The following is a 13,246-nucleotide window of genomic DNA, read 5'->3' on the forward strand; positions in this document are numbered from 1 at the left end:
GGCCGAGCGCACGGTCGATCGGCTCTGGACTGTCGTCGGCAATCTGCTCGACGCCTTCACCCCAACCGAGTGCGCAAACTACTTCGCTGCCGCCGGTTACGATCCGGAGTAGGTGGAAACCGCTCTAGGTAAAACCTTGAGGAACTTCGGCCAAGATCTCGACTGCTGAAGACTTACCATTCTCGGCGGTGCCGAGCCCAACGTAGGGCCATCGCTCCGGTTCCGCTTGCGGCGCCCTGTGTTCGATCTCGGTCATAGGGTTGGTGAGACCGGCGGAAGCCATTCAGCCTGCATTTTAACGCAGATTAGAAAGTCCATGACAAAGCGTCGCCGTTGTTGCAGCGCAAAGCGACTTGCAGAGGGTTTGCAGCCGTTGCGTGTTTGCCGCAGCGCGCAAAACATCCGAGAGGATTGCCGTGAGTAGGGATCACGATGCGTTGTCGTGGCCTGCCCCCTGCATTATAGCCACGCAAAATGATCGCCGCGAACCGGCTGCAAGAGGCGCGAATGGCGAAGATCACGATTGAGGACGGATACGTACCGAGTGAAACCGAGCCGTTCATGAATGATCGGCAGCGGGAGTATTTCCGTCGCAAATTGCTCGGCTGGAAGTCTGATATCTTGCGGGAGGCGCAGGATACGCTGGTGGCGTTACAGACCGAGAACGAAAATCATCCAGACCTCGCCGATCGCGCATCTTCTGAAACTGATCGCTCGATCGAGCTGCGGGCGCGCGACCGACAGCGAAAGCTTACCGGCAAAATCGATGCGGCGCTGGCGCGTCTGGAAGACGGCTCCTACGGCTATTGCGAGGAGACCGGCGAGCCGATCTCGCTGAAACGCCTCGATGCCCGTCCGATCGCCACACTGTCGCTGGAAGCCCAGGAGCGCCATGAGCGTCGCGAGCGGGTCTATCGCGACGACTGACTCCGGATGGCCTTTCACCTGATCTCGAACAGAATCCTCTCCTGGATCGGCCCGTGATCGATCGGGCTGCTGACGACACGATCTCGGCGCCCATCCACCGGGCGCCGATCGGTCTCAGAACGGCAGCAACACATCGACCAGCTGCTGGCCGTAACGCGGCTGCTGGACGTCTGTGATCTGACCGCGCCCGCCATAGGCGATCCGCGCCTGGGCGATCTTGCTGGATTCAATAGTGTTGTCCGACTCGATGTCCTCGGGACGGACCACGCCGGCGACGATGAGTTCCCGCACCTCGAAGTTGATCCGGATCTCCTGCTTGCCCTCGACCACGAGATTTCCATTGGGCAGGATCTGCGTCACGATCGCCGCCACGCTGGTGGTCACCGTCTCGTTGCGCTGAACCGAACCGGCGCCGTCGCTCGACGTGTTCGAGGTGGCGGTGATGAGCTTGTCGGGGCTGATACCGGATGCCGCGATGCCCTTGCTGCTCTCCAGACCGAAGGCATTGGGCAATCCCATTCCCTCCGCGTTCGAGCGCGAGCGCTTGGTCTCGTTGTTCAGGTTCGCCTTGTCGGTGACGTTGACCTTCACGGTGACGAGGTCGCCGATCCGGGCTGCGCGCTGGTCTTTGAAGAAGGCGCGCGAGCCCGTCCGCCATAGGGAATTCGGCGCGTAGGACACCGGCTGGATCTCCGGCATCGGCAGGCGCACCGGCTTGTAGCCGGCCTGAGAAGTCGGATCCTCAATGGCCGAAAGGGCGGGGGTCGCACCGATCTGGGACAGGCGGTCGGCCGTGTTGCAGGCACCGAGCGCGGTGCACAGCAGCGTCACGGCAAGAGCGGGCGAGAGGCGGTAGGTCATGGGGACCGGACCTTTGGCAAACCGGAAAAGGAACGCGAACGAAGCGGATCAGCGCTGAACGGTCGGTGGATCGAAAGCCGCACTGGCCTGGCGCAGCAGCGGTGCCGTACCGACCGAGACACGGCCGGCCCCGATCACGGTAGCGGACAGGATCTTTTTCGAGATCGGGTTGGTCACCGTAATCGATGCCCCGAGACGGCCGCTCTCGTTGGCCTGCCCCCGGAGGGAGAGGTTCAGGCCGGGGGAGTCGAACACGATGGTCACGGCCTCGCCACGTGCCACCAGATCGGGGGGGGCCAGGTCCCCCGAACGCAGGATCGCGCCGGCACTCAGGCTGCGCTGCGCCACCTGCCCGGCGAGGTCGGCTTGCGCCCCCTGCGCATCGGCCGGGGTCGCCTCCCGCGGGCGGCGCTCGACTGTGAGATCCGAGGCCAGGATGGTCTCGCCGCGATTGAGGCTCCGGCCGAGGATCGCGACTTCGCGAATCTCTATAACCTGACCGGACACACGCAAGGATGCCTGACGCTCGCCGAGCGTGATCAGAGCAGCGATTCGACGTGAGCGGGCATCGTAGCTGAGGTCGAGGGCAACGGCCTGGCCGTTCAGATCGAGGGGCGCCAGCAGGACCGGCGCTTCGCCATCGAGGCGGATGGCCAAATTGCGGGAATCGACGCCGTAACCGGAATCGAGGGCGCGCTTGAGGGCGGCCTCGATCTCCGGCTGCGTCACCTTGCGGGCGGCGCGCTGGACCGACACCTGAAGCCGGCCGCCGGTCTCGACCGAGCCGAGCCCGAGCCCCGCGATCGCTTCGGCGATGCGGCGCACCTGGATGGTGCCGGTGGCGCCGAGAGCCGGCGCCCGGAACAGCGGACGCAGGGCCATCTCGGCGGCCGCACCCTCCACGAGGTCTCCGAGCGTCAGCACGTCGCCGCGCGCCGTGACGTCGCCGCGGAGGCGCATAGGAGCGCCGGCCGATCGCGCGTCCTGCGCCAACACCTGCAGGGTGAGGACGGACAGGGCCAGCACGGCGAACAAAGTCCGCGCGACGATGGCGGCGCTCAAGGTCGCAACGCGGGCGGAACGGCGGGGCGGGATCTGTCGCAGAGCATGCATGGTCAGGAGCCCGATCAGCTGCGGAACATCTGGGAGGTGGTCGAGAGCATCTGATCGGCGGCCGTCACCACCTTCGAGTTCATCTCGTAGGCGCGCTGGGCAGCGATCAGGGAGGAGATCTCGGTGACGGCGTTGACGTTCGCCTCCTCGAGGTAGCTCTGCTGAAGGTTGCCGAAGCCCTCCGCCCCCGGCAGGCCGTTGATGGCGGGACCGGACCCGGCGGTCTCGATGAACAGGTTGTCGCCGATCGACTCGAGGCCGACCTTGTTGACGAAGCGGGCAAGCTGGAACTGGCCCAGCGCCTGCGGAGCCGTCTGGCCCGGCACGGTCGCCTGCACGGCACCCTGGGCGCTGATCGTCACCGAGGTGGCATTGTTCGGCACCGTCACGCCGGGATCGACGAGGTAACCGTCACGGGTGACAAGCTGTCCCTGTGCCGACAGATCGAACGAACCGTCTCGGGTGTAGGCCGTGCGCCCGTCCGGCAGGGTGACCCGAAACAGGCCCTCGCCGCGGATGGCGACGTCATATTCCTTCTCGGTGCTCGTCAGAGTGCCCTGCGACATCACCCGAGCAGTCGAGGTGGTCTTCACACCCGACCCGATGGCGAGGCCGGCGGGAAGTTGCGTGTTCTGGTCGGAGGTCGATGAGCCGGCCCGGCGCAGGTTCTGATACAGCAGATCCTGGAAGTGCGGTTGCTGGCGCTTGTAGCCGGTGGTGCGCAGGTTCGCGATGTTGTTCGAGATGACCTGAACGTTGAGTTCCTGGGCCGCCATGCCGGTGGCGGCAGCGTAGAGGGCACGCATCTGCGGAGATCCTTACGCGACGTCGGCGAGACGGCGGATCGCCGTGCCGCGCAGGTCGTCGAGTCGCGAGATCACGCCCGAAACCATGGTGTAGGTGCGGTTCACGTCCATGAGCCGGGTCATTTCCAGGACCGGCTTCACGTTCGAGCGCTCGAGGGCGCCGGCCTCCACCCGCCCGGCGAGGCCGGCGGCCTGGGGTGGTGCCGTCGAGGCGTACAGGTTCGCGCCCTCATTGGTGAGCGCCTGAGGATTGGCGAAGGTCACCAGCCGGACGCGTCCGCGAATGCCGAGATTGGTCGAGACCGTTCCGTCGGGGCCGATGGCGATGCCGGTCTCTTGCGGATTGATCTGGATCGGACCGCCGTCACCCTGAACCGGATAGCCGTCGCTGGTCACCAGCGTGCCCCGGGCGTCGGTTTCGAATGCACCGTTGCGGGTGTACCGGTCTCCGTTCGGCGTGCGGACCACCAGGAAAGCCTCACCCCGCACCGCCACGTGGAGGGGATTGCCGGTCTGCTCAATCGGGCCCTGGGCAAGATCGAGGGCAGTGCCCTGGTCGATCACGTAGGAGACGCGTCGGTCCGGCTTCTTGAACGATTCGGCGCTCGCCACCGGCATCAGGTACTCTTGGAAGCGGGTGTTTCGCCCCTTGAAGCCGTTGGTGGAGATGTTGGCCATGTTGTTGGCGATCACGTCCAGCTCGCGCTGAAGCGCGACTTGGCTTGAAACCCCCACGAGCAATGCGTTCTGCATGACACTCTCAGTCCCGACGAGCGACGACGCAGACATCTCCGCATGCGGCGTGCCAAACCGGTTCGGAGTCTTTTATCGTTTAAAATGAAAGCGTTACATGAAATTGAGGAGCTTCCGGAGGCTGCCCATTACCGGCCGCACGGCAACTCCAACCCGGCAGCTTTTGCCGCCTTAACGGCGCGTTAACCTTATCTGCTCGATACCTTTGTGGGAGCCGCGGGAATTGAGCGGCAGCCCGTCGCGCTACCGATCCACCTGCGAGGTCCACCGATGGCCAAGAAGCCGAAAAAGGCCGTCGCCGAGGGTGAAGAGGGTGTGGAAGGCGATGCCCCGCCCGCCGGCAAGAAGAAGATCCTCATCATCGGCGCGGTCGTCGTGGCGCTGGCGGCGGGCGGCGGCTTCTTCTTCATGAAGAAGAAGGCTGGGGGCGACGGGCACGCCGACGCGGTTGCCGAGGTGAAGAAGCCGGTCGTGTTCCTCGATGTGCGGGAGATGACGGTCAATCTCGCCAACGAGCCCGGTCAGGATCGGACGCGTTTCGCCAAGGTCAAGGTCGCAATCGAGCTCAAGGATGCCAAGGTCGAAAGCGAGGTGAAGCCCCTGATGCCGCGCATCGAGGATACCCTCCAGGTGTACCTGCGCGATCTCAGGGCAAGCGACCTCGCTGGCTCGGCCGGCATCTACCGCCTGCGCGAGGAATTGTTGCGCCGGGTCAACGTCGCCATCCACCCAGCTCGGGCCGAGGCGGTGCTGTTCAAGGACGTGGTGATCCAATAGGCGATCCGCGCCTTAGCGCGCGCGTGAAGCGCGCGCGTTCATCCCGAGCGACCAACCAGATTGTCTGAGACGTTGCAGGTAACGAGAGTCTGATGGCCGGACCGGAAGACGAGATCGACGAAGACGATTGGGCCGCCGCGCTCATCGCCCAGAATGCCGAGGGCGGCGAAGCATCGCTCGCCGACGAGTGGGGCGCGGCCTTGGCCGAGCAGGGCACGACGACCCATGCCAGCGACGTCGCCGCCGAATGGGCGACGATGATCGAGGACGGGGAGACCGACAACCTCCCCGAACTCGCCGGCAACGACCGGATTCTGAACCAGGACGAGATCGACGGCGTCCTGGGCTTCTCCCTGCGCGAACTCTCCGCATCAGGAGCCGGCGGTGTCCGGGCGATCGTCGATTCGGGCGTCGTCCAGTACGAACGCCTGCCGATGTTGGAAATCGTCTTCGACCGGATGATCCGGTTGTTGTCGACAAGCCTGCGCAACTTCTTCCAGGACAACGTCGAGGTCACTCTCGACAACATCACCTCCGTGCGTTTCGGCGACTACCTGAACGCCATTCCGCTGCCGACGCTGCTGGGCGTCTTCCGTGCCGATGCCTGGGAGAATTCCGGGCTCGTCACGGTGGAATCGAACCTGGCCTACTCGACCCTCGACCTGCTACTCGGCGGCAAGCGCGGTGGGTCCTCGACGCGCCTCGACGGACGCCCCTTCACCACCATCGAGATGCAGCTGGTCCGACGCCTCGTCGAGATCATCCTCACCGACCTCGAGCTCTCATTCCAGCCGCTCTCGCCGGTTCGCTTCGCCATCGACCGGATCGAGACCAACCCGCGCTTCGCCACCATCACCCGGCCCGCCAACGCCGCCATCCTGATCAGCCTCAAGCTCGACATGGACGGACGCGGCGGCCTGCTGCAGATCCTGTTTCCCTACGCCACCATCGAGCCGATCCGTGAACTGCTCATGCAGAGCTTCATGGGCGAGAAGCTCGGCCGCGACCACGTCTGGGAAAGTCACCTCGCGACCGAAATCTGGCAGGCCGACGCCACCATGGAGGCGGTGCTGCACGAGATGATGCTGCCGTTGAAGAAGGTCCTGTCCCTCAAGGTCGGCGATACCCTGATGTTCGACACCAAGCCCTCCGACCTGATCGCGGTCCGGTGCGGCGACTGGGCTCTGACCCAGGGGCGGATCGGCCGGATCGACGACAACATCGCGGTGCAGCTCACCCGGCCCCTGCGCCGGTCGCGCACCACGCTCCAGGCCTTCGAGGCCTCCATGAACAACCGCAACGACGGGTGAGCGACCGACCATGAGCCTCCTCGTCACACTCGCCGCCGACATTCTCGTCGCCGTCCTCCTGGTTGCCAGCATCGTTTCGTCGATGCGGCTGAGCGGACGCATCACCAAGCTGAAGGCCGACGAGGCGGCGCTTCGCCAGACCATCGGCGACCTCGTCATGGCGAGTTCCACCGCCGAGCGCGCTATCGTGGGCCTGCGCGCAACGCTCGACGAGTGCGACCGGACCCTGGCTGACCGGCTCGGAACCGCCGAGCGTTACGCCACGGATCTCGCGGCCCATGTCGAGGCCGGCGAGACGGTCATCGCCCGCATCGCGTCGATCGTCGCGCAGGCTGCCCCGGGACGAGAGATTGTCCGCGCCGCCGCGCCACCGACGCAGGAGCCGCGCGACCTGGAGCGCGTGGTCGCCCCCGTCCGCATCGCCCCGGCCGGGCCGACAAGTCCCAACGGTGAGCGCCTCGGCGTCGCCGCTGCCGCTGCTCTCGCCATGTCCGAGCGCGCCCTGGGCCGCCTGAGGAGCAAAGCCGCGTGACGATTCCGGCTCGCACCCAGAAACCGAGCCGCCTGGTGCGGCTCCGCCAACAGCGGCCCATCAAGCTGCGCCTGATCGATGCCGTGACCCTGGCAGCCGTCGGATTGCTGGTGCTCAAGCTCGCAGCGATTACCGTTGAGGAATCGACCCTGCAGCCCGGTGCGCCGATGCCGGATTTTGCGCGTGTTCTCGCCAAGGCTCGAACCAACTATGAGCCGGCCGACCCTGCGACCACCGGATCGGTCACGCCGAAGGAGCCGGAGAAACCAGCTCCGGAGCCCGAGAAACCCGCCGTGCGGCCGCCACCACCGCCGGAGGCGATGCCCGCTTCCGAACGCGCCATTCTCGAGCGTCTGGCCACACGGCGGGATACCCTCAAGCAACGCGGCGATGCCCTGGACCTGCGCGAGCAGTTGATCGGCAAGGCCGAACGCAAGCTAGAGGAGGGCGTCGATTCGCTGAAGCAGGGCGAGGACAAGGCAGACGGTAACAGTGCCCAGCGGGCCGAAGCCGAGAGGGTCGCCCTGAAGAACATCGTCACGATGTACGAGACGATGAAGCCGAAGGATGCCGCACGGGTGTTCGACAGGCTCGGCCTCGACATTCTCGTGCCCATCGTCCTTGCAATGAATCCCCGCAAGATGGCCGAGGTGCTTGCCCTCATGCAGTCCGAACCTGCCGAGAAGCTGACGGTTGCGCTCGCCAACCGTGCGCGCGGCCAGGGCGGCGTGACGGCGCCCACCGTCGCCTTGGGGCTCGGCGCCAACGAGCTTCCGGCGATCGACGCGCCGGGGTCGTCCGTGCCGCGCCGGTGAGATGACGAATCGGAGGCTCCGTCCACCGGGTTATGCCGCGCTCCATTGCGCGCTGCGCCGCGCCCGACTAGGGGCAGGGCTCGCGGGCGGAACACGTTTCCGCCGCGTGGTTTCGGGGGAGCCAACTACGTGTCGTCCAGCAGCTTGATCCGTTCCCTTGCCGTGATGAGCCTCGCGCTGTTCGTGGCGGGGCCCGTCGTCGCGCAGGATGCGGCGGCACCGACCGCATCGGACCCGGCGGAGGCTCCCGTCAAACCGAAGCCCCGGAGGGCGACGCCTGCCAAGCCTGCGCCCACCAAGGCGGCAGCGCCCACGCCCGCCGCCACTCCTGTGGCCGTTGCGGGGTGGCCCAATGGTGCGAGTTCCGTGAGCGAGGTCTACGGCGATTGGACCGTGACCTGTGCGAAGGCCGACACGAAGGTCGAGTGCGCCGTCATGCAAGCGCAGGGGGCGAAGGGCCGTCGCGAATTCGCCCTGGAGATCCGGCCGCCCAGCGACGGACGGGCTCAGGGCTTCATCCTGATGCCGCTCGGTCTGGCCATCGAGCCGGGCGTATCGTTCAAGCTCGACGAGGCCGTGCTGGGCAAGGGTGCCCCATTCATGTCCTGTAGCCAGGAAGGCTGCCTGGTGCCGGTCAGCCTGCCGACGCTGGCCACCGACACGATGAAGACGGCCAAGAACCTGCTGGTTTCGGCTACGAAGCCGGATGCCAAGGAGCCGGTCGTCATCACGGTCCCGCTCGAGGGATTCGCGAATGCCCTGGCGCGCGCCGCCGCCCTGGCAGGCTAAACGGCAAGCGAGCGAGCACTCCAGCGGGACTGTGCGCACCTCCTGCGTCCCACCCTTCGCTTCGAGCCAGCGACGCCATCGCTCTCGATAGGGAAGCGGACCGCAGGATCAAACTTCGAAGAAGAACCACGTGCCGGACCGGCGATGGGATCTGGCATCAGGGCGGACGCTCGAGGAGACATCTATGACGAGATCGGCTGCGCTGACGCGAAGCTTGACGGCCCTGGTCGTGGTCGGCGCCCTGACGGGTCACGCCAGCGCACAGGACGCATCGCCCCCCGAAAGGCCGCCCGGTCCTCCACCGACGGCGGCGGAAGCCAAGGCCGAGCAACAGAAAAACAGTGCCGCCAAGCTCGCCGGCCTGCTGGCGTTCGTGGTGGCGTCCTGCCCGGACGTCAGGCCGAACACCGAGCGCTTCAAGGCCGTCGTCTCAGGTCTCGGCGTCGCGTACGACGATCTCGCCAGCGGCGAACTGCGGATTCGCGCTCAAGCCTATACCGAGGTCTACAGCAAGGATATCGCCGCCAACTGCACCCGTGCGACGGAGAATTTCGGTCCCAATGGCCGGACGATACCGGATTTAATTGTCAAACGTTAGGAGTTCGAACAAAGCGACCGGGGGTCTTAAGCGCCCGTTAGCCCCGAAGAGGGAGGATGCCTGCCTGGTGCGGCGTTCGGCGAAACGGCTCGGTGGCGAGCGGATTCGTCCCTTTAGGTTTGGTGTAAACTGCGATGGCACTCGGCGCCGATATCGCGACCCAACGGCGTCGGCTTCGGACCGGCTTCGCCGCGATATCGGTCGCGGCAGCCACCCTGTGGGGGGCGACAGCCGCCTCCGCTGCGCGACTCACGGCCGTCAAGGGGGCCCAGATCGAACGTTACGGACGGATCGTCCTGAACTTCGACGGCGTCGTCTCTGTGAAAGCGCGTGTCTCCGGCTCCGTGCTGGTCCTGACTTTCTCCGAGAAAGCGAGCACGGGTCCAGAGCGGATCGCTTCCGAGATGCCGGACTTCGTCTCGGCGGTTCGGCGCGATCCGGACGGCACGGGTTTGCGGCTCGCACTCCAGAGGCCCTATCGGGTCAATGTGCAGCAGGCCGGCGAGACCGTCTTCGTCGATCTCCTGCCGCAGGATTGGAGCGGTCTGCCGCCGCCCCTGCCGTCTGACGTGATCGCCGAACTGTTTCGCCGAACTCAGACGGCCGAAGCGGCCCTTCGCGCAGCCAAGCCTCCCACCGAACCGACGCCTCTGCGCCTCGAACTCGCCCACCTGTCGACGCTCACGCGTCTGAGCCTGCGCATGCCGGCATCGGCGCCTCTCGAATTCGATGCGGTCGGTGGAGCGACCCGTCTCGTTCTCCCAGGCGCTTGGCGGATCGACGACATCGCGACGCGCGGGCGTCTGAAGCCGGCGATCGCCGCGCTGTCGGTGGAGAACGGCGTGGCCGGCGCGCGTCTCCTCGTCACTCCGGCGGCGGGCTTTGAAATCAGAACCTTCCACGATGAGGACGGGGCGACGATCGACGTCGCGCGCAAGGCGACCGATCCCAAAGCGATGTCCGCAGCCGCCGCCGGATCGCCGCCGCAGGATGTTGGCGCGGCGGACCCTGACGCGAAGGCGTCCGCCCGGGCCGACGCCAAACCGATGGACGCCAAGCCGAGCGACGCCAAGCCGGCCGACCTGAAGCCAACCGATACGAAGCCGGAACGCACCTCCGCGATACCCTCGTCGCCAATGAAGGAAGCGCTTGGGCAGCATCCGCCCGAGCCAGTTCAAACTACGATTCAGAGACCCGCCGGTCCAGGCCTCGTGTTTCCCTTCCGTACCCGGCCGCCCGCGGCCCTGTTCGAGCGCGCCGGCATCGCCCATCTGGTCTTCGAAACCACGGAACCGGTGGTCGTTCCGAGCGGCGATCCGCTGCTCACGCCGCTCGGGCCACCGACGCGAACCGGACGCGTCGTCCTCCTACGGTTTCCGGTCCCGCGTGATCGGCTGCTCGATCTTGTGCCCGTTGGTCCCGCAGAAGCACCCACCGGCTGGGAGCTCGTGGCGGGTGAGAACTTGGCGGCGAGCGTCGCGCTCTCGGCCGTCCGCGTCACCGACGCGGCCGGCCGGGTCGGCGTCGGCATCCGGCTCCCCCATCCCGGCGTCGCGTCCTGGCTCAACCTCGACGGCGAGCGCATCGCTGTCGTCACCGGCCAAGGCCCGAAGCCGGCCGGAATCCCGAAGCGCCAAGTCTTCGTCGATTTCGAACTGTTGCAGAGCCGCCAGGGCGTCGCGGTGCTGGCGCAGGCCGATGATCTTCTCGTGCGCCCTGATCTCGACGGTGTCGCGATCTCGCGCGACAGCGGCATGGCGGTCTCCGGGGTGGCACGCCAGGACGAGGCTCCGCTCGCGACGTTGAGCGACCTCGCCGTCGATCGGACCCCATGGGAAGCGTCCCAGCGCGGCGACATCCGCGAGGTTCTCAACGCGCAGATGCAGGCCATAGCGGAAGCGCCGCGCGCAGCGCGCGGCCCTCTGCGAATGGTGCTGGCCCGCACGATGCTGGCCAACCGTCTGGCGATCGAGGCCTTGGGCGTTCTGAAGACCGCCTTCGCCGACGACCCCGTTCTGGCCGGCCAGCGCGACATCCCGATGCTGACGGTAATCGCCGATGCCCTGCTGGGGCGCACGGGCGACATGCGCACGCACCTCGCCGCCGAGATCCTGCGCAACGATCCCGAGGCGCGGGCGTGGCAAGGCTACCTCGAATCGCTGGAGGGTCGCTGGAGCGCCGCCAACACATCGTTCCGCGCGACCGCGAGCGTGCTCGATCGCTACCCCGACGACCTTCAGGCGCTGTTGCGCACGGCCGCAACCGAAGCCGCGATCGAGACGGGCGACTGGGATGCCGCCAATCGGCAGATCATCGCGGCCACCCGCGCCGCCGATCACCCGACTCGGGAACGCCTCGCGCTGCTGCGTGCGCGGATCGACGAGGTCACGGGTCAGACCGTGGCGGCCCTCGACGCCTATGACCGGCTGAGCGACAGCACCGAGGCGCAGACCGCTGCAGCCGCCCGTCTGCGCGCGACGCTGCTGGGGCACGCCTCAGGCAAGATCCCGGTCGCCGATGCGATCGAGCGTCTCGAAACTCTGTCGCTGTCTTGGCACGGCGGCGATCTCGAGCCGAAAACCTTGTCCGGCCTCACGAAGCTCTACATCGAGGCCGGCCGGTGGCGCCAAGCCCTGATGACCGCGCGACGGGCCGATGCCCTCGGCTCGGATTCCCCCCTAGTCCGGGAGGTCCACGACACCGCGCAGAATCTGTTCGACGATCTCTTCCTCGGCGAGCGCAGCCCGAAGCTCTCGGGCGTGGAGGCCCTGGCGCTGTATTTCGATTTCAAGGATTTCGCCCCGATGGGCCGGCGCGGCGACGAGATCGTGCGCCGCCTGGCGGACCGTCTGGTCGAGCTCGACCTGCTGGATTCCGCCGGCGAACTCTTGCAGCATCAGGTCGATCGCCGCCTCACGGGCGCGAGCCGCGCGGGGGTGGCGACGCGTCTGGCCGCGATCCGTCTGATGGATGACAAGCCGTTGCAGGCCCTGCAGACGCTGGACAACACCTACTTGCCGGAACTGCCGGAGGATCTTCGCCGCGCCCGAGCACTCCTGCGCGCACGCGCGCTGTCAGACCTGTCCCGCACCGATCTCGCCCTGGAGACCATTGAGGGCGAGACCGGCGCGGACGCCGAGCGCTTGCGAGCGGACATCCTCTGGACCGGCCGGCGCTGGCGCGAGGCCGGTGAGGCCCACGAGGGACTGGTCGGCGACGCCTGGCGGCGGCGTGTTCCCCTGGAGGACGCGGCGCGGACCGACATCCTGCGGGCCGCAATCGCCTACGGGCTTGCCGGCGAAACCCTCGACATGGAACGCTTGCGCGGAAAATTCGCCGATGCGATGGCCGAGAGCGGCGACGCCCGCACCTTCGCGCTGCTCACTCAGGCGAACGCCGTGCGCACGCCCGGCTTCCGGGAGATCGCCCAGAAAGCCACCAGCGCCGAGACGCTGCAGGCGTTCCTCTCGGAATACCGCAAGCGCTATCCGGACAGTGCCGTCCCGACGCCGAGCAAGCGTGACACCGATGCGAGGGCGGATGCACAGGCGAGCGCGCCACCGCCGGGCTGAACGGGAACGCCTCGCCGGGGCGCCGGCGAAGCGCTTCGTAAAAGTCTGATCAGATTCGCGGATTTCAATTCAGCGTCGCGCAACAAACGCGGTGCGGCCACGTTCTGAATCCAATCGCATCGATCAGTGCGGCGCACGTTCCAGCCCGGCACATCAGAGGCCCACCATGTACACGGAACCGCTCGACACCAATACCGGCAAGACCCACCTCGACATCTACGACAGCCAGCAGCGCAGCTCGATCGCATCGCGCCTCGGGGTCTCCGAAGATCGCCTGAAGCGCGCCGTGCGGCTCGTCGGCAACCGGATTTCGACCCTGAAAAGCTATCTCGAGCGCTGACCGTTCACGCAGGGCGGATGTCGGACAGGGGCGCCCTCGGGCGCCCTTTTTCA

The 13,246-nt window shown here is 66.7% G+C and carries 13 protein-coding genes and 1 pseudogene; 10 read left to right on the top strand and 4 right to left on the bottom strand.

The annotated features are described in order from the left end of the window. Together J7U37_RS16705 and dksA are read left to right on the top strand one after the other, a co-directional pair. Window positions 1-112: pseudogene (locus J7U37_RS16705) on the top strand (IS630 family transposase); the annotation flags it as partial. A gap of 395 nt (window positions 113-507) precedes the next feature. Next, window positions 508-927 carry an RNA polymerase-binding protein DksA gene (gene dksA, locus J7U37_RS16710; protein WP_056186249.1) on the top strand — a complete coding sequence of 140 codons (420 nt, stop codon included), beginning with the start codon at window positions 508-510 and terminating at the stop codon, window positions 925-927. 114 nt (window positions 928-1,041) lie between these two features. On the opposite strand, the gene flgH is transcribed toward dksA, so the two are convergent. From flgH to flgF, 4 genes are read right to left on the bottom strand one after another with little or no spacing between them, the layout of a single operon-like run. Next, window positions 1,042-1,788 carry a flagellar basal body L-ring protein FlgH gene (flgH, locus tag J7U37_RS16715; protein ID WP_247636440.1) on the bottom strand — a complete coding sequence of 249 codons (747 nt, stop codon included), beginning with the start codon at window positions 1,786-1,788 and terminating at the stop codon, window positions 1,042-1,044. Window positions 1,789-1,836: 48 nt separating this feature from the next. Continuing rightward, window positions 1,837-2,901 (bottom strand): flagellar basal body P-ring formation chaperone FlgA, encoded by a 1,065-nt coding sequence (flgA, locus tag J7U37_RS16720; RefSeq protein WP_247636441.1) that lies wholly within the window; start codon window positions 2,899-2,901, stop codon window positions 1,837-1,839. 14 nt (window positions 2,902-2,915) lie between these two features. Continuing rightward, complete coding sequence (gene flgG / locus J7U37_RS16725) at window positions 2,916-3,707, bottom strand: flagellar basal-body rod protein FlgG (RefSeq protein ID WP_056186239.1); 792 nt, start codon at window positions 3,705-3,707, stop codon at window positions 2,916-2,918. 12 nt (window positions 3,708-3,719) lie between these two features. Continuing rightward, a complete protein-coding gene (flgF, locus tag J7U37_RS16730; protein ID WP_247636442.1) occupies window positions 3,720-4,460 on the bottom strand; it encodes a flagellar basal-body rod protein FlgF in 741 nt (246 codons plus the stop codon). A gap of 270 nt (window positions 4,461-4,730) precedes the next feature. On the opposite strand from flgF, the gene fliL reads away from it, so the two are divergent. The 8 genes from fliL to J7U37_RS16770 all read left to right on the top strand — a co-directional run bounded on the left by fliL (window position 4,731) and on the right by J7U37_RS16770 (window position 13,193). Next, entirely contained in the window at window positions 4,731-5,237 is a 507-nt protein-coding gene (fliL, locus tag J7U37_RS16735) for a flagellar basal body-associated protein FliL (protein WP_056186235.1), read from the top strand. Between the two features lie 92 nt (window positions 5,238-5,329). Continuing rightward, window positions 5,330-6,547, top strand: a complete 1,218-nt coding sequence (fliM, locus tag J7U37_RS16740; protein ID WP_056186231.1) for a flagellar motor switch protein FliM — start codon at window positions 5,330-5,332, stop codon at window positions 6,545-6,547. A gap of 10 nt (window positions 6,548-6,557) precedes the next feature. Next, the gene (locus tag J7U37_RS16745; RefSeq protein ID WP_056186228.1) at window positions 6,558-7,079 is read left to right on the top strand and encodes a DUF6468 domain-containing protein; all 522 of its coding nucleotides are present in this window, start codon (window positions 6,558-6,560) and stop codon (window positions 7,077-7,079) included. Window positions 7,080-7,111: 32 nt separating this feature from the next. Further along, window positions 7,112-7,894 carry a hypothetical protein gene (locus tag J7U37_RS16750; RefSeq protein ID WP_247636458.1) on the top strand — a complete coding sequence of 261 codons (783 nt, stop codon included), beginning with the start codon at window positions 7,112-7,114 and terminating at the stop codon, window positions 7,892-7,894. Window positions 7,895-8,059: 165 nt separating this feature from the next. Continuing rightward, on the top strand, window positions 8,060-8,683 hold the full coding sequence (locus tag J7U37_RS16755) for an invasion associated locus B family protein (RefSeq protein ID WP_056479654.1): 624 nt from the start codon (window positions 8,060-8,062) through the stop codon (window positions 8,681-8,683). Between the two features lie 214 nt (window positions 8,684-8,897). Next, entirely contained in the window at window positions 8,898-9,281 is a 384-nt protein-coding gene (locus J7U37_RS16760; protein WP_244476779.1) for a hypothetical protein, read from the top strand. Window positions 9,282-9,415: 134 nt separating this feature from the next. Continuing rightward, entirely contained in the window at window positions 9,416-12,853 is a 3,438-nt protein-coding gene (locus J7U37_RS16765) for a hypothetical protein (RefSeq protein ID WP_247636443.1), read from the top strand. A 166-nt stretch (window positions 12,854-13,019) separates the two neighbouring features. Then, window positions 13,020-13,193 carry a DUF3606 domain-containing protein gene (locus tag J7U37_RS16770; RefSeq protein ID WP_082503634.1) on the top strand — a complete coding sequence of 58 codons (174 nt, stop codon included), beginning with the start codon at window positions 13,020-13,022 and terminating at the stop codon, window positions 13,191-13,193. Window positions 13,194-13,246: the final 53 nt, after the last annotated feature.

The organism is Methylobacterium sp. 37f (genome assembly GCF_023093475.1).
In the GTDB taxonomy this organism is placed as follows: Bacteria; Pseudomonadota; Alphaproteobacteria; order Rhizobiales; family Beijerinckiaceae; genus Methylobacterium.